This is a genomic window from Streptomyces sp. S186 (genome assembly GCF_051603415.1).
In the GTDB taxonomy this organism is placed as follows: domain Bacteria; phylum Actinomycetota; class Actinomycetes; order Streptomycetales; family Streptomycetaceae; genus Streptomyces.
Genome location: NZ_CP193932.1, coordinates 4,274,067 through 4,294,258 on the forward strand (window position 1 = coordinate 4,274,067; position 20,192 = coordinate 4,294,258).

Genomic DNA, 20,192 nt, shown 5'->3' on the forward strand with positions numbered 1-20,192 from the left:
CTTTCGCTCCGTGGCCGGTCGGCGAGTAGCCTCGCGCCCATGCGAGCGATCACCATCCCCGAGCCCGGTGGCCCCGAAGCCCTCGTCTGGGCCGAAGTGCCCGATCCGCAGCCCGCCGAGGGCGAGGTCCTGATCGAGGTCGCGGCCAGCGCCGTGAACCGCGCCGACCTGCTCCAGCGCCAGGGCTTCTACGATCCGCCGCCCGGCGCCTCCCCGTACCCCGGTCTGGAGTGCGCGGGGCGGATCGCCGCGGTCGGCCCGGGCGTGCACGGCTGGGCGGTCGGCGACGAGGTGTGTGCGCTGCTGTCGGGCGGCGGGTACGCCGAGAAGGTCGCCGTGCCGGCCGGCCAGGTGCTGCCGCTGCCGCCCGGCATCGACCTCGTCACCGCCGCCGCGCTCCCCGAAGTGGCCTGCACCGTCTGGTCGAACGTCTTCATGATCGCGCACCTGCGGCCCGGCGAGACCCTGCTGGTCCACGGCGGCGCCAGCGGCATCGGCACCATGGCGATCCAGCTCGCCAAGGCGGTCGGCGCGCGGGTCGCGGTGACCGCGGGCGGTCCCGAAAAGCTGGCCCGCTGTGCGGAGTTGGGCGCCGACATCCTCATCGACTACCGCGAGCAGGACTTCGTCCAGGAGATCCGCAAGGCCACCGAGGGCAGGGGCGCGGACGTCATCCTCGACATCATCGGCGCCAAGTACCTCCAGCGGAACGTCAAGGCCCTGGCGGTCGCCGGCCGGCTGGCGATCATCGGGCTGCAGGGTGGCGTGAAGGCCGAGCTCAACCTCGCCGCGCTGATCTCCAAGCGCGCCGCGATCACCGGCACCGGACTGCGGGCCCGCCCGGTCAGCGAGAAGTCGGCCATCGTCGCCGCCGTCCGGGAGCACGTCTGGCCGCTGATCGGCAACGGACAGGTCCGCCCGATCGTGGACCGCACCCTGCCGATGGCGGAGGCCGCCGAGGCACACCGCGTCCTCGACGCGAGCAGCCACTTCGGCAAGGTCATCCTGACGGTCTGAGCGGCCGCCGCCCGTCGCCTCCGGGGCCCTCGCCCCTCCCCGTGTCGGCCGGTCCCCCGGCGGACCGGCCCGAGATGCCGCGGTTCACCCGCCGTGTGACGCTGGGCACGTCACTCGACGGCTCGGCACGGGAGGGGCACCGTGGTCGCTCCAGGATTCCGTACGCGCATCGCCGCAAGTCTGCTGGTGGTCGCCGCCGCCCTGCCCGTCTCCATGATCGCCGGACCTGCGCTGGCCGTGGATCACAAGGCCACCCCGGCCGCCCGCCCCGACGAGTTCCCCGACGCCTACGCGGTGGACGTCCCTCTGCCCGCGGAGCGTCTGGCGCGGCTGTACCCGGACCTTCCCGGCGTGCCCGACCGGCTGCCGGACGTTCCCGGCATCGACGGCCTGCGGGACCTGCCGGACCGCCTCCTCCGCCTCACCGGTGCCCTGCCCGGCTTCGCGCACCGCCACGTCGGCGCGTTCCGCCACGTCCCACGGCACCCTCACCGGCATCACCCGTTCGGCCCCTCCTTCTTCTGGCGCGCGGACCCCGTCCCGGACCCTGATGACAGCATGCTGGACGACTACGCGGACACTTCCGATCCGTCCGAGCCGCCGAGCACCCCGGCCGCCGACCCCATGCAGCTGCCGCCCCGCCGTCCCGCGCCGAGGCCGCACCACAGCGCTCCCTCGGCCGCGCCGAAGCACCACCGGGCTCCGCCCGACACGGCGCCGCCGTCCCCCTCGCGTCCCCGTGACCTCGCGGAGGGCCCCGCTCCGAGTCCGCATCGGCAGGCGCCGGCGCCCGTCCCCCGGCCGAAACCCGACAGCACCGTGGCCGGTCCGGATCCGGCGGCCGGCCCCTACGCTCTCGACGCTCCGGGGGCCCGGGTCGAGCGGGTGCTTCCGATGGGTGCCGGGATGGCGCTCACGGGTCTGGGGCTCGCCTTCCTCGGCCTTCGGCTGCGGCGCCGCTGAGGCCCGTTTCACGTGAAACGAAGAGCCGGTGTTTCACGTGAAACGGCCTGACCTCACGTTCTCCGCGGAACGAGAGAAGGGCGCGGTTTCACGTGAAACAGCACGCTGTGAGGACCGGGGGCCGGGCAGGCAGCCCCCTTCGGAAGCGCCGCGATGACCCGCTGCTCCTGGGCTGCTCCTGAAAGGGTGGATCACCTTCTGACAGGGGCACCACCGTTCTGGAGTTGTCGTACGAGAGAATGGCGGCATGGATATGCCGATGAACGAACGGTCGCAGGAGAACCAGCACGTCCTGGTTGTCGGCCCGGACGGCATGGCGCTCGGCAGCGCCGGCTCCGGTGGCGGGGACGAGGGCGAGGAGCCCCGTGAGGTTCCGGTGACGGACATGGTCGAGCAGCCTGCGAAGGTCATGCGCATCGGCAGCATGATCAAGCAGCTGCTGGAAGAGGTGAAGGCCGCCCCCCTCGACGAGGCGAGCCGGGTGCGCCTCAAGGAGATCCACGCCAGCTCGGTCAAGGAGCTGGAGGACGGGCTGGCGCCCGAACTGGTCGAGGAGCTGGAGCGGCTCTCGCTGCCCTTCACCGACGAGTCGGTGCCGACCGAGGCCGAGCTGCGGATCGCCCAGGCGCAGCTGGTCGGCTGGCTCGAGGGGCTTTTCCACGGCATCCAGACCGCCCTCTTCGCCCAGCAGATGGCCGCCCGCGCCCAGCTGGAGCAGATGCGCCGCGCACTGCCGCCCGGCGCCCCCCTGGAGGGTCATCAGGAGCAGCCCGGTCAGGGCGGCGCCCGCTCGGGCCCGTACCTCTGATCGTGACGCAACGCCCGTAACGGCCGGAGGGGCCGGCACGCAGTGCGCGTGCCGGCCCCTCCGCTGTCAGGGCGCCGCAGCCGTCAGTTGCCGTGGCCCGACGAGATGGTCAGCTCGATGGTGTCGTTGCTGCGGGGATCCCACCAGCTGACGGCCGCCGGGGTCTGGTCCGTCACGGTGTTCTTGGCCCAGAGCGCGTTGTTCTCCTCCCGGACCACCTTGTACCGCCAGCCGGCGGCCCTGATGCACGCCTCGACCGACTCCAGGTTCTTGAACTTGAAGTTGGGGAAGAGGACCTTGCCCTTCTGGGAATAGCTCGGCGTCGGGTTGGTGCACTCGGTGCTCTGGATCGTCGCCGTCTTGTCCTCGGGCCGCACGCTGGCGGTGGACGACGGGGAGGAGGAGTACGCGGACGTCGGGCCGTCGCTGCCGCCACCGTCGTCGCTCCCGGCGCTCAGCCCGATGCCGATCGCGATCGCGGTCACCACGATCACGCCCACCACCGCCGAGACGATGATCACCGGGCCGTTGTTCTTCCGCGGCCGGGCCGGCGGCATGGACGCCGTCACCGGCGCGGGCGGCCCGGGGAAGGGCGGCGGCGGGGCCTGGAAGCCGCCGCCGGCGAACGGCGCGGGCGTGGGCACCGGGCCCGGGGCGGGCGTCGGGTAGGCGTTGTTCACCGGCGGCGGCGTCGAGGGGCCGAAGGCCGCCTGCGTCGGCTGGTACGGCTGCTGGACGTTCGGCGGCGCCGGGGTCTGCGGATTGCCGGAGGCGGTGGGGAACACCCCGGAGGAGACCGAGGCGCCGCTGGTGCGGGCCCGCGGCCCCTCGCTGATGATCAGCGGTGTCGCCCCGGACTGCCCGGACCCGGCGATCCGCAGGCACTCGTCCCGCATCGCCTCGGCGGTGGGGAACCGTTCGTTGGGGTTCTTCTTCAGCGCGCGGGCCACCAGCGCGTCCACCGCCGGCGGCAGCGAGCGGTTGATGCTCGACGGGACCGGCGGCTCTTCCTGGACGTGGGCGTAGGCGATGGCCAGCGGGGAGTCAGCGTCGAAGGGCAGCTGACCGGTCAGCAGCTCGAAGAGCATGATGCCGACCGAGTACAGGTCGGAGCGGGCGTCCACGCCGCGGCCCAGCGCCTGCTCGGGCGAGAGGTACTGCGGGGTGCCGACGACCATGCCGGTCTGCGTCATCGAGGTCACGCCGGACTGCATGGCGCGGGCGATGCCGAAGTCCATGACCTTGACGACGTTGCGCTTGGTCATCATGACGTTGCCCGGCTTGATGTCCCGGTGGACCAGGCCCATCTCGTGGCTCGCCTCCAGGGCGGCGAGCACGTCGGCGGTGATTTTCAGCGCCTTTTCCGTCGGCATCGCGCCGTGCTGGGCGATGTCGCCGTCGAGCACGGAACGCAGCGGCTGGCCGGAGACGTACTCCATGATGATGTACGGCACCATGCCGCCGTCGAGCTCGTCCTCGCCGGAGTCGAAGACCGAGACGATGTTGGTGTGCGTGAGCTTCGCCACTGACTGCGCCTCGCGCCGGAAGCGCTCGCGGAACGCCTGCTCGCGGCCGAGCTCGGTGTGCAGCGTCTTGATCGCGACCTCGCGGTCCAGCACCGAGTCGTAGGCGAGGTGCACCGACGCCATGCCGCCGGCACCGAGAAGATCACGAAGCTGGTAACGTCCACCGCCGACCGAACGGCCCTCGAATTGGCCCTGAGCGCCGTCCTGGCTCATCGTTCCGCGTCCCCCTGGGCGTACAGCCCGTATGTCCAGCGATCAAAATCCGGATTTCCGCAGCCAAGTCTGCCCCAGGCCACGGACACGTCAAGCCGTGTGCCCGTTCCGTGACCAGATGTGCAAGATCCGGTCACGGTCGTCAGGGCTTCCGCACCCCCGGTCACCCCGGGTGAACTTGCGGCTCTTGGGAAGAGGAAGGTTTGATGGCCGGTCCACCACGGACCGGTGGGTGCCGCAGAACCTGTAGCGTGCTCTAGCGAAGACCGAGACCTTACCGCTGTAACGCGGATCGATTCGACGGCGAGGACCGATGGCACCGACGCAGCGCCCCCAGGGGCCGTCCGATCCTGACGCCAACGGCTCCAACGTCCCGGACGCACCGGAGATGTGGGGCAACGGCGGGCTGGTCGGCGACGGCCGCTACCGGCTGACGCGCCGGCTGGGCCGCGGCGGCATGGCGGAGGTGTTCGCCGCCGAGGACGTGCGCCTGGGCCGCACCGTCGCCGTGAAGCTGCTCCGCGCCGACCTCGCCGAGGACCCGGTGTCCAAGGCCCGCTTCACCCGCGAGGCACAGTCCGTGGCCGGCCTGAACCACCACGCGGTGGTCGCCGTGTACGACTCGGGCGAGGACTTCGTCGGCGGCAACACCGTGCCGTACATCGTGATGGAGCTGGTCGAGGGCCACACCATCCGCGATCTGCTGCTGAACGCCGAGGCCCCGCCGCCGGACCAGGCGCTGATCATCGTCTCCGGGGTGTTGGAGGCGCTGGCCTACAGCCACCAGCACGGCATCGTGCACCGCGACATCAAGCCCGCGAACGTGATCATCACCAACAGCGGCGCCGTGAAGGTGATGGACTTCGGCATCGCCCGCGCCCTGCACGGCGCGCAGTCGACCATGACGCAGACCGGCATGGTCATGGGCACCCCGCAGTACCTCTCCCCGGAGCAGGCGCTCGGCAAGACCGTCGACACCCGCTCCGACCTCTACGCCACCGGCTGCCTGCTCTACGAACTCCTCGCGCAGCGGCCGCCGTTCACCGGCGAGACCCCGCTCTCGGTCGTCTACCAGCACGTCCAGGACATGCCGGTGCCGCCCTCCCAGGTCGCCGACGCGGTGCCGCCGGAGCTGGACGGTCTGGTCATGCGGTCGCTGGCCAAGGACCCCGACGACCGTTTCCAGACCGCCGAGGAGATGCGCGGCCTGGTCCAGTACTCCCTGCAGATGCTGCACGAGCAGGGCGGCCACACCGGCACCTGGAACACCGGCCCGGTCGCGCTGCCCGAGGGCGGGCACACCATGGCCCTGCGCGGCGGGGTCGCCGAGACGACCGCGCTGTCCCACCCCGACGCCGGGCAGACCACGGCACAGCCGATGCTGACGCCCGGTATGCGGGACGACGACGGCGGTTTCGAGGGCGGGTACCGCCAGGCCAAGGGTGGCCGCGGCAAGGTCTGGCTGATCGCCGTGCTGGCGCTGATCGCGATCGGCGTGGGCGTTGCCTTCGCGCTGCAGCACAAGAGCGGCCCCGAGCACAACACCAGGCAGAAGGTCACGCACTCCCCCTCGCCGTCGAAGTCCGACGAGACCACCGAGCCGCCGACGGACGAGCCGAGCACCCCGGAGACGTACCCGGGCGGCACCAGCGGCGGCGGGAACACCTACAGCCACCGCCCGAGCCGCGAGCCCAGCACACCGCCGTCGTCCGAGCCGCCCAGCTCGCAGCCGCCGACCTCCCAGCCGCCGACCAGCTCCACCGGTGGCACGACCAACGGCGGCACCACCGACGGCGGGACGACGGACGGCGGGACGACCAGCGGGGGCACCACCGACGGCGGCACCACCAACGGTGGTACCACCAACGGCGGGACGAACACCGGCGGCACGAACACGGGCGGAACGAACAACGGCGGCACGTCCAGCGGCTCCAACACCGGCGGCTCCACGCCGCTGGGCGGCGCGACCGGAGGCTGACCGGAAGCCCGCGGGCGGGACTTCGGACTCACTCATCCAGCCCGCGTCAGCCCGTGAACGCCCTCCGCACGGTGGGGTAGGCGCGGGTCCACCACACCGCCAGCGCGGCCGCCGCGGGGAACTGCGGATCGGTGCGCCGGTCGCCGAGCCGGTAGCGCCAGGCGAGCATCCAGAAGTCGTTCAGCCGCTCCCACCAGACCCGGTGCACGGCCGCGGCCAGCTCCTCGGCACCGGCTCCACATACCCCGCGGTAGGCGCTCGCGTACGCGGCGACCTTCGCCAGGTCCAGCGTCCCGCAGGGGCGGACGAAGAAGATCGCTGCGGCCCGTACCGCCTCCTCGGCGCGGGGCTGGACGCCCAGCCGGTCCCAGTCGACGATCGCGGCCGGTTCGGCGCGGCGGTAGAGCACGTTCAGCGGGTGGAAGTCGCCGTGTACCCAGCCCGCCGCGGGCTCCGCGCCGGGGGCCGGGCGGCGGTGCGCCTGCCGCTCCAGCAGGGCCCGGCGCTCCAGGAGGCGGTGCTCGGCGAGCTCGTCGAAGCTGGTGCGCGGCCGGGCGCCGCGGGCCAGCGCCAGCAGTTCGTCGATCGTCTCGAAGGTCCGCTCGGGGTCGGCGGCGGCGTCCGTGCCGGGCGGCCGCGGCGGCACCGGCTCATCGGCCATGACCTGCTCCAGCGTGGTGTGGACGCGCCCGAGCAGGGCGCCCAGCCGCCGGGACTGACCGGTGGTCAGCTCCCCGCCGCTCAGGTGCCGCCCCTCGATCCAGGGATGCAGGGCGTAGCAGCGGCCGTCCAGCACGGTGAAGGTCCGCCCGTCCGCCCCGGTGACGGGCGGGACGACCGGCAGGCCGCGGCCGGCGAGGCGGCGGGTGGCGCGGTGCTGGCGGGCGAGGGCGGCGCGGTCGCCGTCGAGGTGGTGTTTGAGGAAGTAGCGGCCGCGTGTGGTGGCGAGGAAGTAGCCGTGGTTGAGCAGCCCCTCGGCGACCGGCTCGCAGGACAGCGGTGCCCCGGCGCTGTCGTAGTGGCGCAGCAGGGATCCGAGGGTGTCGCGGTCGGGCGTCGTCGCCGACCGGACTACAGATGAGCGCAGCACGCGCCAGATGTTAGATCAACGTCGCCCAGCGGAGTGGGTGTCCCGGAAAGCCTTACAGAGGGTGTGCATATCCGAAGACCGGGACATCCGTGAGGTGATGCAGCGTCACGAACTCCGGCTCGATCCGCAGGAAGACCGGGTCGTACGGCTCCCCGTCGGCCAGCCGCGGGGTGCGGCCGAACAGCGCCCGCTCGGCCGGGGTGGGCTCGATGACCCGGGCGGTGCCGGTGAACTGCACGGACCAGGTGTCCTGGGCACCGCAGTTGACGTTGTCCGCCTCGTACGCGACGACGCTGCCGTCCAGCGCTCGGTGGTAGTCGTAGCCGCGGTGCAGCCGCAGGATGACGCGGTCGTCGGCGACGAGGTGCCGGGTGACGGTGGTGAAGGGGAGCGCCCGCCGGCTGGCCGACACCCGGCCGTAAGGGGTCCTGCTCAGCAGCTCGATGGCGCGGAAGACGTCGGTGGGCATGGAAACACCCTGCCCGTCCGGCGCGGCGGCGGATAGGGACGGCCGCCCCCGGTGGGCGGGACGTTGGTCCCTTTCCCGCCGCGGAACAACCGCCTCCACGGCCGGGACCAGGGATTTTCCGCCAGGTCAGCGCCTTTCGGCCTGCATCCGGGCGACATAGGCGGCGGCCTGCGAGCGGCGTTCCATGCCGAGCTTGGAGAGCAGGCTGGAGACGTAATTCTTGATCGTCTTTTCGGCGAGATGGAGCCGCTCGCCGATGGCGCGGTTGGTCAGCCCCTCGCCGATCAGATCGAGGATCTTGCGTTCCTGCTCGGTGAGGTTGGCCAGCCGGTCGTCGCCCTTCGCGGCGCTGCCGTCGCGGAGCCGTTCCAGGACCCGGGCGGTGGCCACCGGGTCGAGCAGCGACTTCCCGGCCGCCACGTCGCGGACCGCGGAGAGCAGTTCGCTGCCCCGGATCGCCTTGAGGACATAACCGGACGCACCGGCCATGATCGCGTCGAACAGGGCCTCGTCATCGGCGAACGAGGTGAGCATCAGGCATTTGATGTCCTCGTTCTGCGCGCGGATCTCGCGGCACACCTCGACGCCGCTGCCGTCCGGGAGCCGGACGTCCAGCACGGCCACGTCCGGACGCGTCGCAGGGATCCTGACCAGGGCATCGGCCGCGGTGCCGGCCTCGCCGACCACCTCGATGTCCTCCTCGACCGACAGCATTTCGTGGACGCCCCGCCGTACCACTTCGTGGTCATCGAGCAGGAAAACAGTGATTTTTCCGTCTTCGCGCACCTCTCCAGTCTCACACATCAACTCTTCCCGTGCTCCGGGTCACCGATATAACGTGCCGTTGTCCCGGCGGCCTGCAACGCTGTGACCAGGAGTTGTTCCCAGCCTTCGCGTTTTACTTGGAAATCCAAGCAAAATCGCAGGTCAGCGCCATTTCCACTTCGGCTTTGACAATGGGTAACGTGCAATGAGCAGGCCACTCCGGGGCGCTTTGTTCCACCCGGATCCGGCCGCGTTCGCACACACCCCGTGCGCCGTATCGGATACCGGGTGAGCCGCAAACGGCCACCGGCGGACCCCGGGGGCCGGACAGACGGAGGAGCAGCACGTGACCGTGGAAGGCACTGCCGAGCGGAAAACCGCCCGCGGCGGCAGCAAGCGCACCACCGCCAAAAAGGCGTCCCCGGCGAAAAAGGAGACGCAGTCCAGGGCCGGGAACAGCGCCCGGCCGGACCAGGCGGAGCAGAACGAGCTCGTACAACTGCTGACCCCGGAAGGGAAGCGGGTCGAGCACCCGGAATACGCGATCGACCTCTCTCCCGAGGAACTGCGGGGGCTTTACCGCGACATGGTGCTGACCCGGCGATTCGACGCCGAGGCCACCACTCTGCAGCGCCAGGGGGAACTGGGCCTGTGGGCCTCGCTGCTCGGCCAGGAGGCCGCCCAGATCGGCTCGGGCCGTGCGCTGCGCGACGACGACTACGTCTTCCCCACCTACCGGGAGCACGGCGTGGCCTGGTGCCGCGGCGTCGACCCGACGAACCTGCTGGGGATGTTCCGCGGTGTCAACAACGGCGGTTGGGACCCCAACAGCAACAACTTCCACCTCTACACCATCGTCATCGGTTCGCAGACGCTGCACGCGACCGGTTACGCGATGGGCGTGCAGAAGGACGGCGCGGATTCCGCGGTCATCGCGTATTTCGGCGACGGCGCCTCCAGCCAGGGAGATGTCGCCGAGTCCTTCACCTTTTCCGCGGTCTACAACGCCCCGGTCGTCTTCTTCTGCCAGAACAACCAGTGGGCGATCTCCGAGCCCACCGAGAAGCAGACCCGCGTGCCCCTCTACCAGCGCGCCCAGGGCTTCGGCTTCCCGGGTGTACGGGTCGACGGCAACGACGTCCTGGCCTGCCTGGCGGTGACCAGGGCGGCGCTGGAGCGGGCGCGCACGGGCCAAGGCCCCACGCTCGTCGAGGCGTTCACCTACCGCATGGGCGCCCACACCACCTCCGACGACCCGACGCGCTACCGCGCCGACGAGGAGCGGCTAGCCTGGGAGGCCAAGGACCCGATCCTGCGGCTGCGGAAGTACCTGGAGGCCGAGGGGATCGTCGACGACGCGTTCCTCACGGCGATCGACGAGGAGAGCGAGACCCTGGGCAAGCGGGTCCGCGACGCGGTACGGGCGATGCCCGACCCGGACCACATGGCGATCTTCGAGAACGTCTACGCCGACGGGCACGCGCTCGTCGACGAGGAGCGCGCGCAGTTCGCCGCCTACCAGGCGTCCTTCGCCGACGCCGACGCCGCCGCGGAGGGGAACTGACCATGGCCGTCCACGAGAAGATCACCATCGCCAAGGCGATCAACGCCTCGCTGCGGGCCTCCATGGAGGCCGACCCCAAGGTCCTCGTCATGGGCGAGGACGTCGGCAAGCTCGGCGGCGTCTTCCGGGTCACCGACGGGCTCCAGAAGGACTTCGGCGAGGACCGGGTGATCGACACCCCGCTCGCCGAGTCCGGCATCGTCGGCACCGCGATCGGTCTGGCCCTGCGCGGCTACCGCCCGGTCGTGGAGATCCAGTTCGACGGTTTCGTCTTCCCCGCCTACGACCAGATCGTCACCCAGCTCGCGAAGATGCACGCGCGGGCGCTGGGCAAGGTCAAGATGCCGGTCGTCATCCGCATCCCGTACGGGGGCGGCATCGGCGCCGTCGAGCACCACTCCGAGTCCCCGGAGTCGCTGTTCGCGCACGTCGCGGGCCTCAAGATCGTCACGCCCTCGAACTCCTCCGACGCCTACTGGATGCTCCAGCAGGCCATCGCCGGTGACGACCCGGTCATCTACTTCGAGCCCAAGCGCCGCTACCACGACAAGTCGCGTCTGGACACCGAGTCGATCCCGGACCCGCTGCACAGGGCCCGGGTCACCCGGACCGGTTCCGATCTCACGCTGGCCGGCTACGGCCCGATGGTGAAGGTCTGCGAGGACGTCGCCAAGGTCGCCGCCGAGGAGGGCAAGTCGGTCGAGGTCGTCGACCTGCGCTCGATCTCCCCGATCGACTTCGACACCGTGCAGTCCTCGGTCGAGAAGACCGGCCGGCTGGTGGTGGTCCACGAGGCGCCGGTCTTCTTCGGCTCCGGTGCGGAGATCGCGGCCCGGATCACCGAGCGCTGCTTCTACCACCTGGAGGCACCGGTGCTGCGGGTCGGCGGCTTCCACGCCCCCTATCCGCCGTCCAGGCTGGAGGACGAGTACCTTCCGGGGCTGGACCGGGTGCTCGACGCCGTTGACCGCGCGCTGGCGTACTGAGGGCTGTGAGGAGAGTCGTGACCATGACTGCAGGGACCGCCGGCGCCGCGAACACGCAGCGCATCCGCGAGTTCAAGATGCCCGACGTGGGCGAGGGGCTCACCGAGGCCGAGATCCTCAAGTGGTACGTCCAGCCCGGTGACACCGTCACCGACGGCCAGGTCGTGTGCGAGGTGGAGACCGCCAAGGCCGCCGTCGAACTGCCCATCCCCTACGACGGGGTGGTGCACACGCTGAACTTCGACGAGGGCACCACCGTCGACGTCGGCACCGTGATCATTTCCGTCGACACCGACCCCGGCGCCGGGCCCGTCCAGGAGCAGCCCGCGCAGGCCGCGGCGCCCGCCGCGGAGGCCGGGGAGGACGCCGAGCCGCAGGGCCGGCAGGCGGTGCTGGTCGGCTATGGTGCCGCGCCGTCCTCGACCAAGCGCCGGGCGCGCAGGCCGCAGCCGGTGCCGGCGCAGCAGGAGCCGGTGACCGCCGGGCTCCAGGCGGAGCTGAACGGGCGGACCGCGCCGGCTCCGGCCGCCACCCCGGTCGCCGTTCCGGCGCCGCCCGTGGTGCCCGCCGCCTCGGCCCCGGTCGGCGAGCGTCCGCTGGCCAAGCCGCCGGTCCGCAAGCTCGCCAAGGATCTGGGCATCGACCTGGCGACGGTCGCCCCGACCGGGCCGGGCGGCGTCATCACCCGTGACGACGTCCACGCGGCCGCCGCATCGGCCGAGGCGCCGGCCGTCGCGCCCGCCGCGCCCGAGGCGGGCGCCCCGGCGGCGGCACCCGTCGTCGCCTTCGACACCGCCCGCGAGCGCCGGGTACCGGTCAAGGGCGTACGCAAGGCCACCGCCCAGGCGATGGTCGCCAGCGCCTTCACCGCGCCGCACGTCACGGAGTTCATCACCGTCGACGTGACCCGCACGATGAAGCTCGTCCAGGAGCTGAAGCAGGACCCGGACCTGGCCGGGCTGCGGATCAACCCGCTGCTGCTGGTCGCCAAGGCGTTCCTGGTCGCCATCAAGCGTCACCCGGAGGTCAACGCCGCCTGGGACGAGGCGAATCAGGAGATCGTCTACAAGGACTACATCAACCTCGGCATCGCCGCGGCCACCCCGCGCGGGCTGATCGTCCCGAACATCAAGGACGCGGGCGTCAAGACGCTTCCGCAACTCGCCACGGAGCTGGCTGATTTGGTGGCGACGGCCCGAGAGGGCAAGACCTCTCCGGCGGCGATGGCCGGTGGCACGGTCACCATCACCAACGTCGGCGTCTTCGGCGTCGACACCGGTACGCCGATCCTCAACCCGGGGGAGTCGGCGATCCTCGCCTTCGGCGCGATCAAGCTCCAGCCGTGGGTCCACAAGGGCAAGGTCAAGCCGCGCCAGGTCACCACCCTCGCGCTCTCCTTCGACCATCGTCTGATCGACGGTGAGCTGGGCTCCAAGCTGCTCGCGGACATCGCGGCGATCCTGGAGCGGCCCAAGCGGCTGATCACCTGGGCGTGAGCCACCGGGACTGACCGGCCGGGCCCGTCACGGCAGCGGGGGCGGTGTTTCACGTGAAACGGTCGGTGCGTTTCACGTGAAACACCGCCCCTCGGCGTTGCTCAGCCCCGGACGAGCTCGACCGCGCGGCTGAAGTGCGCCAGCGGGCCGGTCGGGGCGGACGGGTCGGCCTGTGCGGCGGCGCCACGGGTCAGTGCGGCGCCCGCCCAGACGGCGGCGACGATCAGGGCCAGCACGGCGGCGTTGCGGGCGCGGCGGCCGGTGTGCGTCCTGGACTGCATGGTCAACTCCCCTTGTGCGGTAGGCCGTATCGGCTCCGTGCCTCCATTCACCCACGGATTCCGGCCCGTTCCGTACGCGTCAGGTACGGACTCGCGTACACCTTGAGTCGGACCCGGGATCCCCCTGGGGTCCCCCTGCCGACCGGGGCGGGCGCCGGAGAGGAATGGGTTTGCCGCCGTGGGCCCGGCTGTTTACGGTCGGCTCAATGAGCAGTCACACGAACATCCGGCGCTACCGCGACGCAGATCAGGACGCGGTCTGCGCTCTGTGGTCCAGGGCGTCGCGGCAGGCGCATCCGTTCATCGAGGGGGAGGGCGAGGGGGAGCGGGCCCGGGTCCTCCGTGAGGTGTATCTCGTCCGCGCGGAGAACTGGGTCGCCGAGCGCGACGGGGCGGTCATCGGACTGCTCGGGCTGCTGGGCGGCGGAGACGACGGCGTCGAGATCGGCGGGCTGTTCGTGGCGCCCGAGGCGCAGGGCGGCGGCACCGGCCGGGAGCTGGTGGAGCACGCGGCCGCGCGGTACGGCGCGCTGACCCTTGAGGTCTTCGAGGAGAACGCCCATGCCCGGCGGTTCTCCGCGCACCTGGGCTTCACCGAGAGCGGGCGGCGGATCGACGACCGGACCGGCCACCCACTGATCACCATGGTCCGCGAGGCGCCGCTGCGGTCGGTGTCCTGGCTGCATGTGCGCGACGGGCGGCTGCTGAGCGTGCGGACGCGGGGCAACGACACCTTCTACCTCCCCGGCGGCAAGTACGAGCCGGGGGAGACCGCGCGCCAGGCGCTCGCCCGGGAGCTCTCCGAGGAACTCGGCCTGCGGATCGCCGCCGAAGAACTGTCGGAGGCGTTCGTCGTCCACGACGTCGCGCACGGCAAGAACGGCCGCCGGCTCCACATGACCTGTTTCACCGGTGGTCCCCAGGACATCGAGCCGGCTCCCGGCCGGGAGATCGCCGAGTACGCGTGGTTCGACCGTGCGGAGTCCTTCGCGCGCTGCGCGCCCGCCCATCGCCAGGTCGTGGACCGCCTGGTCGCGCAGGGGCGGATGACGGCTTGAATCAGGTGCGGATGGCAGCCTGAACAGGGGCTGGCCGGTGGCTCGATGAGGGCCCCGGCCGCCCCTCCATAACGCCACTACCAGGGCAAACCGCCCCTAGATCGTCCGCATCGCGGAACGGAGTACCGGCCGCGGAGCTGTTGTATCTATCCTGTGTGCATGCCGTCAGCGTCCACCTCCGCCGTCCCCACAAGGGAGACCGGTCCCGTTTCCGCCAAACAGCCCCCCGCCGCCGAGCGGGTCTACACCCACATCAAGGACGCCGTCCTGGAGCGCCGCTACGAGGGCGGGATGCTGCTCACCGAAGGGGAGCTCGCCGAGGCCGTGGGGGTCTCCCGCACCCCCGTGCGCGAGGCGCTGCTGCGGCTGGAGGCCGAAGGGCTGATCAAGCTCTACCCCAAGAAGGGCGCGCTGGTCCTGCCGGTCTCCGCACAGGAGATCGCCGACGTCGTCGAGACCCGGCTGCTGGTGGAGAAGCACGCGGCGGCCAAGGCCGTGCCCGCCGCCGAGGCGCTGATCAGCGAGCTGACCGAGCTGGTGGAGACCATGCGCGAGCAGGCCGCGGCGGGCGACCTGGCCGCCGTGTCGGTCACCGACCGCGCCTTCCACGCCGCCATCGTGCGCAGCGCCGGCAACCAGATCCTCGACCGGCTCTACGAGCAACTGCGCGACCGGCAGCTGCGGATGGGCGTTGCGGTGATGCACGCCCACCCCGACCGGATCGCCAAGAACATCGCCGAGCACACCGAAATCCTGGAGGCGCTGCGGGCCGGTGACGCCGAGGCCGCCACCGACGCCGTGCAGCGGCACGTCAGCTGGGTCCGCAATCTCGCGCGGGGGGACGAGCGATGAGTGGCAGTGCCGACGGCGCCGCCGGAAGCAGCAGTTCCACCGGCGGTGGCATAGGCGCGGGCGGCGCCCGGCTGCTGCCCTCGGATCCGCCCGGCGGCCGGAAGGCGGTGGCCGTCTGGAGCATCGGCGTCGCGGTCTACTTCGTGGCGATCACCTACCGCACCAGCCTCGGCGTGGCCGGCCTGGACGCCGCGCAGCGCTTCCACATCAACGCCTCCGCGCTCTCGACCTTCTCCATCCTCCAGCTGCTGGTCTACGCGGGGATGCAGATACCCGTCGGTCTGCTGGTCGACCGGCTGGGCGCGAAGAAGGTCCTGGCGCTGGGCGTGATCCTTTACACCGCCGGGCAGTTCGGCTTCGCGTTCTCGGACTCGTATGCCATGGCGCTCGGCTCACGGGCGCTGCTGGGCTGCGGCGACGCGATGACGTTCATCAGCGTGCTGCGGCTGGGCTCCCGGTGGTTCCCGGCCCGCCGTGGCCCGATGATCGCGCAGGTCGCCGCCCTGGTCGGGATGGCGGGCAACCTGATCTCCACGCTCGTCCTGGCCCGGCTGCTGCACACCTTCGGCTGGACGACGACCTTCGCCGGCAGCGCCGTCGGCGGGATCGCCGTGCTGGTCCTGCTGCTGCTCTTCCTCAAGGACCACCCCGAGGGGTTCGCCCCGCCGCCCGTGGCCCGCGAGCACGGCGGCGTGGCGTTCGTCCGCCGGCAGATCGCCGACGCCTGGCGCGAGCCCGGCACCCGGCTGGGCATGTGGGTGCACTTCACCACGCAGTTCCCGGCGATGGTCTTCCTGCTGCTGTGGGGCCTGCCGTTCCTCGTGGAGGCGCAGGGCCTCTCCCGTGGCACGGCCGGTGAGCTGCTGACCCTCGTCGTGCTCTCCAACATGGCCGTGGGCCTGGTCTACGGGCAGGTCATCGCCCGCCACCACGCGGCCCGTATGCCGCTGGCGCTGGGCACCGTCGTGACCACCGCCCTGCTGTGGGCGCTCACCCTGAGCTGGCCCGCCGCGCATGCGCCCATGGCGCTGCTGATCGTGCTCTGTGCGGTGCTGGGCGCCTGCGGCCCCGCTTCGATGATCGGCTTCGACTTCGCCCGGCCGGCCAACCCGCCGGAGCGCCAGGGCACCGCGTCCGGCATCGTCAACATGGGTGGCTTCACCGCCTCGATGACCACCCTGCTCGCTGTCGGCGTCCTCCTCGACGCCACCGGCGACAACTACCGGATCGCCTTCGCCTCGGTCTTCGTGCTGGAGGCGCTCGGCGTCACCCAGATCCTGCGACTGCGCGGCCGGGCGGCCCGGCGGGAGCGGGAACGGCTGGTCGTCAGCAGGGTCGAGGCCGTGCACGTCCCGGCCTGAGAGCGACCGGTGCCGGTGCCGCCTCCGGAGCACACGCCTCGGGGCGGCACAGCGGCATCGGCGTCGACAGCGGCGAAGGCCGCATGTTTCACGTGAAACAGCGATCCGGCGTCATGGCGTCACGGCGTCACCGCGAAGTTGTCGAGGATGGCCCGGGCCAGCTCCTGGTCACCATCGATCTTGACCTGCTCGGCGACGGCAGCCGGACGGACCCGGCCGCAGGCCAGCTGATGGAAGGTGTCCCAGTCCGTCGCCAGCGTCACCGTCGGCCCCAGCGAGACGCTGCCGTCGACGGTGGCCTTGCCCTCGTCGTCGACCCGCACGGTGCGCATGAACTCCATCGGACCGCTGATGTCGAAGACCACCGCCGAACGGGCCGGTGCCTTGGCCCGGTTGGTGACGATGCCGGGCAGGACCCGCACCAGCAGATCACGGGTCACCAGCGCGCCGGGCGAGTCGAGGTTGCCGGGCTTGCCGAGCGCACGGCGCAGGTCCTGCTCATGTGCCCAGACGTCGAACGCCCGCTGTTCCAGGACGAATTCGAGGGGACGCTCCTCGCCGAGCGGGCTGCGCACCACGCTGTCCGGCCGGCGGGTCTCGTTCCGCAGCTGCCGGGACCGCCGGATGACGGTGTATTCGAGCTCGCTGAGCATCTCCGGCGCGGTGTGGTGCCGGCGGACGTCGACCTGGACCTCCATCCGGCGGGCCGATTCGGTGCGCACGTGGTAGAGATCGCGTGGCAGCGTGTGGATCGGCCGGGGGTCGCCCAGCATCTCGCATTCCAGGCCGATGACATGGGAGACGATGTCGCGCACGGACCAACCTGGGAGGTCCGTCGCCCTGTTCCACTCGCCCTCGACGAGCGGCGTCACCAGCTCGGTTATCGCTTCTATGGAGTGAGTCCAGGCATCGATGGAGGACTGAAGGCTGGGATGGACGGTCACGGGACCCCTCGAACGGTTCGTACGCGGGCTGCTGTCTGGCAGTTAAGTTACGCTGCGCACGGGCACCCCGGCAGCGCTTTCGGGTGACCATCGTAGGTGGATGTTCGACGACGGGGCCGCTCGAAAGCACTGCCGGTGGTACTGTGCGCGATTTGCCGCTCCCGATGGGCACTGAGCTGGCGATATCGGTCAATTCCCGCCCGTTCAGGCTGGTTGACCGGTAGGTCGCGTCCTTCCTCAGTCATCCCCCCGTTCCCGCTCGGCCATCCGGATCACGGACACCGCGACGGCGATCAGCGGCGCCGGGTCACGGAAACCCGGCGCGGTCGGGCGACCCCTGCTCATCCCCCTGAGAAGGGGGTGGTAGAGGGGCTTTGACGCATATGTGGACGGAGGGCGAACAACCACTACCGTCACAGGTGACGAAGCCCTCAACTCGGCGGAGAAATAAGCATGTTCGAAACACGGCATGACGAGCGCGAGAACCGGTGGTACGTCGTCAGCAGCCCTGACGGTCACCTCGCACACGTCGAAGGGGAGGACGGCCGGATGTATGGCGCGTTCTTCGACACCGAAGCCGAGGCAGACAAGTGCACCCACAAGCTCAATGCCGAGGCGTACAAAGCCGCGATGGCCTATCAAGAGCATCAGGGAGGCAAGCGTGACGTGCAGTGATTGCGGTGGCCGGATGAACGTTCAAGGCGGCCACTGGTGGTGCCCGCACTGCAACACTGCCGGCCCGCCGAATGAGGGCGCCGTGCCCGCAACGATGGGTGATCCCCCGTCGTCAGAGGCCCTGCTCCGCTAGACACGAGAAGCGCGGGCAATGCCCCGTCATTCACCCCCGTTTGTGCGCTGCCCCCGTGGCGCATGGGCGGGGCTTCCGACGGTGCCGTCAGCCTGTGATCCTGCGTTCATGCTCGGATGGCACCCTTGAGGCCATGAACGCTGCCTCCCCCGCTTCACCCCGTCCCCGCGTCCGTGCCCCTGAGCTGATCGGCAAGGGCGGGTGGCTCAACACGGGTGGCAAGAATCTGACCCTCGCTGACCTGCGAGGTAAGTGCGTCATTGTAGATTTCTGGACGTTCTGCTGTGTGAACTGCCTGCACGTCCTGGACGAGCTGCGGGAGCTGGAGGAGCGCCACCGCGACTCGGTCGTGATCATCGGCGTGCACTCCCCGAAGTTCGTCCACGAGGCCGAGCACCAGGCCGTCGTCGACGCCGTCGAGCGGTACGGCGTCGAGCACCCCGTCCTGGACGACCCCGAGCTGGCCACGTGGAAGCAGTACGCGGTGCGGGCCTGGCCGACGCTGGTGGTGATCGACCCCGAGGGCTATGTCGTGGCCCAGCACGCGGGCGAGGGCCATGCGCACGCCATCGAGAGCCTCATCGAGGAGCTGATCGCCGAGCACGGCGCGAAGGGCACGCTGCGGCGCGGCGACGGCCCCTACGTAGCGCCGGAGCCGGTCGCCACCGACCTCCGCTTCCCCGGCAAGGCGGTACGGCTGCCCGGCGGCACCTTCCTGGTCTCCGACACCACCCGGCACCAGCTGGTGGAGCTGGCGGCCGACGGCGAGCAGGTGCTGCGCCGGATCGGCACCGGCGAGCGCGGGCTGGGACCGGACTCCTTCAACGAGCCGCAGGGGCTGGCGCTGCTGCCCGACGGCAGGGTCGCCGTCGCGGACACCGTCAACCACGCCATCCGGGTCCTCGACCCCGCGACCGGCACCCTGGAGACGGTGGCCGGCACCGGCAGGCAGTGGTGGCAGGGCTCGCCGACCTCCGGCCCGGCGCGTGAAGTGGACCTCTCCTCGCCGTGGGACGTCGCCTGGTGGCAGGACCGGCTGTGGATCGCGATGGCCGGCGTCCACCAGATCTGGACCTACGACCCGGCCGACGGCACGGTGGCGGTGGCCGCCGGCACCACCAACGAGGGCCTGGTCGACGGCGACGCCGCCGAGGCGTGGTTCGCCCAGCCCTCCGGGCTCGCGGCGGGCGGCGACCGGCTGTGGATCGCCGACTCCGAGACCAGCGCGGTCCGCTGGATCGAGCGGGCGGCGACCGGCGACCCGGACGCCCCGGCCGACGGCTATATCGTCCGCACGGCCGTCGGCACCGGACTCTTCGACTTCGGGCACCGCGACGGCGCCGCCGAACAGGCCCTGCTCCAGCACCCGTTGGGTGTCACCGCGCTGCCCGACGGCTCGGTCGCCGTCGCCGACACCTACAACCACGCGCTGCGCCGCTACGACCCGGCGAGCGGCGAGGTGACCACGCTCGCGACCGATCTGCGAGAGCCCTCCGCGGCGGTCCTCGTCGACGGCGACATCGTGGTGGTGGAGTCCGCGCGGCACCGGCTGACCCGGCTCCGGCTCCCCGAGGAGGCGGTCCGCGTCGAGTCGGTGGCCCACCGCACCCAGCGCGCCGCCACCGACATCGCCCCCGGCACGCTCCGGCTGGACGTGGTTTTCCAGGCCCCGGCCGGCCAGAAGCTCGACACCCGCTACGGGCCCTCGACGCGGCTCCTGGTCAGCGCCACACCGCCGGAACTCCTCGCCGAGGGGGCGGGCGCGGGCACCGATCTGGCGCGGGACCTGGTCCTCTCGGACGGTGTGACCGAGGGCGTGCTGCATGTCTCGGCGATGGCCGCGTCCTGTGACGACGCTGCCGACATCGAGTACCCGGCCTGCCATGTGCACCAGCAGGACTGGGGCGTCCCGGTCCGGATCACCCCGGACGGTGCGGCCCGGATGGGGCTGGTGCTGGCGGGGCTGGACGCGGAGTAGCCGCGGTCCCGCCGGGACCGCCCGCAGCGTTCGGG

General features: G+C 71.3%; 18 protein-coding genes. 12 read left to right on the forward strand and 6 right to left on the reverse strand.

What is annotated here, in order from left to right; all coding sequences use genetic code 11:
* Nucleotides 1–39 precede the first annotated feature (39 nt).
* From ACRAS8_RS18345 to ACRAS8_RS18355, 3 genes are all read left to right on the forward strand, one after another.
* Nucleotides 40–1,017 (forward strand): NAD(P)H-quinone oxidoreductase, encoded by a 978-nt coding sequence (locus tag ACRAS8_RS18345; RefSeq protein WP_438487120.1) that lies wholly within the window; start codon nucleotides 40–42, stop codon nucleotides 1,015–1,017.
* 141 nt (nucleotides 1,018–1,158) lie between these two features.
* Nucleotides 1,159–1,980 carry a hypothetical protein gene (locus ACRAS8_RS18350; protein ID WP_438487121.1) on the forward strand — a complete coding sequence of 274 codons (822 nt, stop codon included), beginning with the start codon at nucleotides 1,159–1,161 and terminating at the stop codon, nucleotides 1,978–1,980.
* Nucleotides 1,981–2,227: 247 nt separating this feature from the next.
* Entirely contained in the window at nucleotides 2,228–2,788 is a 561-nt protein-coding gene (locus ACRAS8_RS18355; protein ID WP_438487122.1) for a bacterial proteasome activator family protein, read from the forward strand.
* 83 nt (nucleotides 2,789–2,871) lie between these two features.
* Here ACRAS8_RS18355 and ACRAS8_RS18360 read toward each other — a convergent pair whose 3' ends face one another.
* Nucleotides 2,872–4,527, reverse strand: coding sequence for a protein kinase domain-containing protein (locus ACRAS8_RS18360; protein ID WP_438487123.1), 1,656 nt, complete (start codon nucleotides 4,525–4,527; stop codon nucleotides 2,872–2,874).
* Nucleotides 4,528–4,840: 313 nt separating this feature from the next.
* Here ACRAS8_RS18360 and ACRAS8_RS18365 point away from each other — a divergent pair, with 313 nt between their 5' ends.
* Entirely contained in the window at nucleotides 4,841–6,505 is a 1,665-nt protein-coding gene (locus ACRAS8_RS18365) for a protein kinase domain-containing protein (RefSeq protein ID WP_438487124.1), read from the forward strand.
* A gap of 46 nt (nucleotides 6,506–6,551) precedes the next feature.
* On the opposite strand, the gene ACRAS8_RS18370 is transcribed toward ACRAS8_RS18365, so the two are convergent.
* From ACRAS8_RS18370 to ACRAS8_RS18380, 3 genes are all read right to left on the reverse strand, one after another.
* The gene (locus ACRAS8_RS18370) at nucleotides 6,552–7,595 is read right to left on the reverse strand and encodes a phosphotransferase (RefSeq protein ID WP_438487125.1); all 1,044 of its coding nucleotides are present in this window, start codon (nucleotides 7,593–7,595) and stop codon (nucleotides 6,552–6,554) included.
* Between the two features lie 52 nt (nucleotides 7,596–7,647).
* The gene (locus ACRAS8_RS18375) at nucleotides 7,648–8,064 is read right to left on the reverse strand and encodes a pyridoxamine 5'-phosphate oxidase family protein (protein ID WP_438487126.1); all 417 of its coding nucleotides are present in this window, start codon (nucleotides 8,062–8,064) and stop codon (nucleotides 7,648–7,650) included.
* 126 nt (nucleotides 8,065–8,190) lie between these two features.
* Complete coding sequence (locus tag ACRAS8_RS18380; protein WP_438487127.1) at nucleotides 8,191–8,850, reverse strand: response regulator; 660 nt, start codon at nucleotides 8,848–8,850, stop codon at nucleotides 8,191–8,193.
* A gap of 325 nt (nucleotides 8,851–9,175) precedes the next feature.
* Here ACRAS8_RS18380 and pdhA point away from each other — a divergent pair, with 325 nt between their 5' ends.
* The 3 genes from pdhA to ACRAS8_RS18395 are packed head-to-tail and all read left to right on the forward strand — an operon-like array spanning nucleotide 9,176 to nucleotide 12,875.
* Nucleotides 9,176–10,393, forward strand: a complete 1,218-nt coding sequence (pdhA, locus tag ACRAS8_RS18385) for a pyruvate dehydrogenase (acetyl-transferring) E1 component subunit alpha (protein WP_438487128.1) — start codon at nucleotides 9,176–9,178, stop codon at nucleotides 10,391–10,393.
* Between the two features lie 2 nt (nucleotides 10,394–10,395).
* Nucleotides 10,396–11,379, forward strand: coding sequence for an alpha-ketoacid dehydrogenase subunit beta (locus tag ACRAS8_RS18390; RefSeq protein WP_438487129.1), 984 nt, complete (start codon nucleotides 10,396–10,398; stop codon nucleotides 11,377–11,379).
* Between the two features lie 23 nt (nucleotides 11,380–11,402).
* On the forward strand, nucleotides 11,403–12,875 hold the full coding sequence (locus tag ACRAS8_RS18395; RefSeq protein WP_438487131.1) for a dihydrolipoamide acetyltransferase family protein: 1,473 nt from the start codon (nucleotides 11,403–11,405) through the stop codon (nucleotides 12,873–12,875).
* Between the two features lie 101 nt (nucleotides 12,876–12,976).
* Here the strand turns inward: ACRAS8_RS18395 and ACRAS8_RS18400 are convergent, their stop codons facing one another.
* Entirely contained in the window at nucleotides 12,977–13,156 is a 180-nt protein-coding gene (locus ACRAS8_RS18400; protein WP_398197657.1) for a hypothetical protein, read from the reverse strand.
* A gap of 206 nt (nucleotides 13,157–13,362) precedes the next feature.
* Here ACRAS8_RS18400 and ACRAS8_RS18405 point away from each other — a divergent pair, with 206 nt between their 5' ends.
* The 3 genes from ACRAS8_RS18405 (at nucleotide 13,363) to ACRAS8_RS18415 (ending at nucleotide 16,427) form a co-directional block, all read left to right on the forward strand.
* Entirely contained in the window at nucleotides 13,363–14,214 is an 852-nt protein-coding gene (locus ACRAS8_RS18405) for a GNAT family N-acetyltransferase (protein WP_438487133.1), read from the forward strand.
* 159 nt (nucleotides 14,215–14,373) lie between these two features.
* Nucleotides 14,374–15,066 (forward strand): GntR family transcriptional regulator, encoded by a 693-nt coding sequence (locus ACRAS8_RS18410; protein WP_438487134.1) that lies wholly within the window; start codon nucleotides 14,374–14,376, stop codon nucleotides 15,064–15,066.
* Nucleotides 15,067–15,173: 107 nt separating this feature from the next.
* Nucleotides 15,174–16,427: an MFS transporter gene (locus ACRAS8_RS18415; RefSeq protein ID WP_438490523.1), complete on the forward strand. Its 1,254-nt coding sequence runs from the start codon at nucleotides 15,174–15,176 to the stop codon at nucleotides 16,425–16,427.
* 119 nt (nucleotides 16,428–16,546) lie between these two features.
* On the opposite strand, the gene ACRAS8_RS18420 is transcribed toward ACRAS8_RS18415, so the two are convergent.
* The gene (locus ACRAS8_RS18420; protein ID WP_438487135.1) at nucleotides 16,547–17,371 is read right to left on the reverse strand and encodes a maleylpyruvate isomerase family mycothiol-dependent enzyme; all 825 of its coding nucleotides are present in this window, start codon (nucleotides 17,369–17,371) and stop codon (nucleotides 16,547–16,549) included.
* 453 nt (nucleotides 17,372–17,824) lie between these two features.
* On the opposite strand from ACRAS8_RS18420, the gene ACRAS8_RS18425 reads away from it, so the two are divergent.
* Both ACRAS8_RS18425 and ACRAS8_RS18430 read left to right on the forward strand, forming a co-directional pair.
* Nucleotides 17,825–18,046 (forward strand): hypothetical protein, encoded by a 222-nt coding sequence (locus ACRAS8_RS18425; RefSeq protein WP_438487136.1) that lies wholly within the window; start codon nucleotides 17,825–17,827, stop codon nucleotides 18,044–18,046.
* 266 nt (nucleotides 18,047–18,312) lie between these two features.
* Nucleotides 18,313–20,157, forward strand: a complete 1,845-nt coding sequence (locus ACRAS8_RS18430) for an NHL domain-containing thioredoxin family protein (protein WP_438487137.1) — start codon at nucleotides 18,313–18,315, stop codon at nucleotides 20,155–20,157.
* The last annotated feature ends 35 nt before the right edge of the window (nucleotides 20,158–20,192 follow it).

Bases quoted from the DNA above. Each gene is read 5' to 3' on its own strand.
- ACRAS8_RS18345 (WP_438487120.1), top strand. From the start codon at position 40: ATGCGAGCGATCACCATCCCCGAGCCCGGTGGCCCCGAAGCCCTCGTC.
- ACRAS8_RS18355 (WP_438487122.1), top strand. From the start codon at position 2,228: ATGGATATGCCGATGAACGAACGGTCGCAGGAGAACCAGCACGTCCTG.
- ACRAS8_RS18360 (WP_438487123.1), bottom strand. From the start codon at position 4,527: ATGAGCCAGGACGGCGCTCAGGGCCAATTCGAGGGCCGTTCGGTCGGC.
- ACRAS8_RS18365 (WP_438487124.1), top strand. From the start codon at position 4,841: ATGGCACCGACGCAGCGCCCCCAGGGGCCGTCCGATCCTGACGCCAAC.
- ACRAS8_RS18375 (WP_438487126.1), bottom strand. From the start codon at position 8,064: ATGCCCACCGACGTCTTCCGCGCCATCGAGCTGCTGAGCAGGACCCCT.
- ACRAS8_RS18390 (WP_438487129.1), top strand. From the start codon at position 10,396: ATGGCCGTCCACGAGAAGATCACCATCGCCAAGGCGATCAACGCCTCG.
- ACRAS8_RS18395 (WP_438487131.1), top strand. From the start codon at position 11,403: ATGACTGCAGGGACCGCCGGCGCCGCGAACACGCAGCGCATCCGCGAG.
- ACRAS8_RS18400 (WP_398197657.1), bottom strand. From the start codon at position 13,156: ATGCAGTCCAGGACGCACACCGGCCGCCGCGCCCGCAACGCCGCCGTG.
- ACRAS8_RS18405 (WP_438487133.1), top strand. From the start codon at position 13,363: ATGAGCAGTCACACGAACATCCGGCGCTACCGCGACGCAGATCAGGAC.
- ACRAS8_RS18410 (WP_438487134.1), top strand. From the start codon at position 14,374: ATGCCGTCAGCGTCCACCTCCGCCGTCCCCACAAGGGAGACCGGTCCC.
- ACRAS8_RS18425 (WP_438487136.1), top strand. From the start codon at position 17,825: ATGTTCGAAACACGGCATGACGAGCGCGAGAACCGGTGGTACGTCGTC.
- ACRAS8_RS18430 (WP_438487137.1), top strand. From the start codon at position 18,313: ATGAACGCTGCCTCCCCCGCTTCACCCCGTCCCCGCGTCCGTGCCCCT.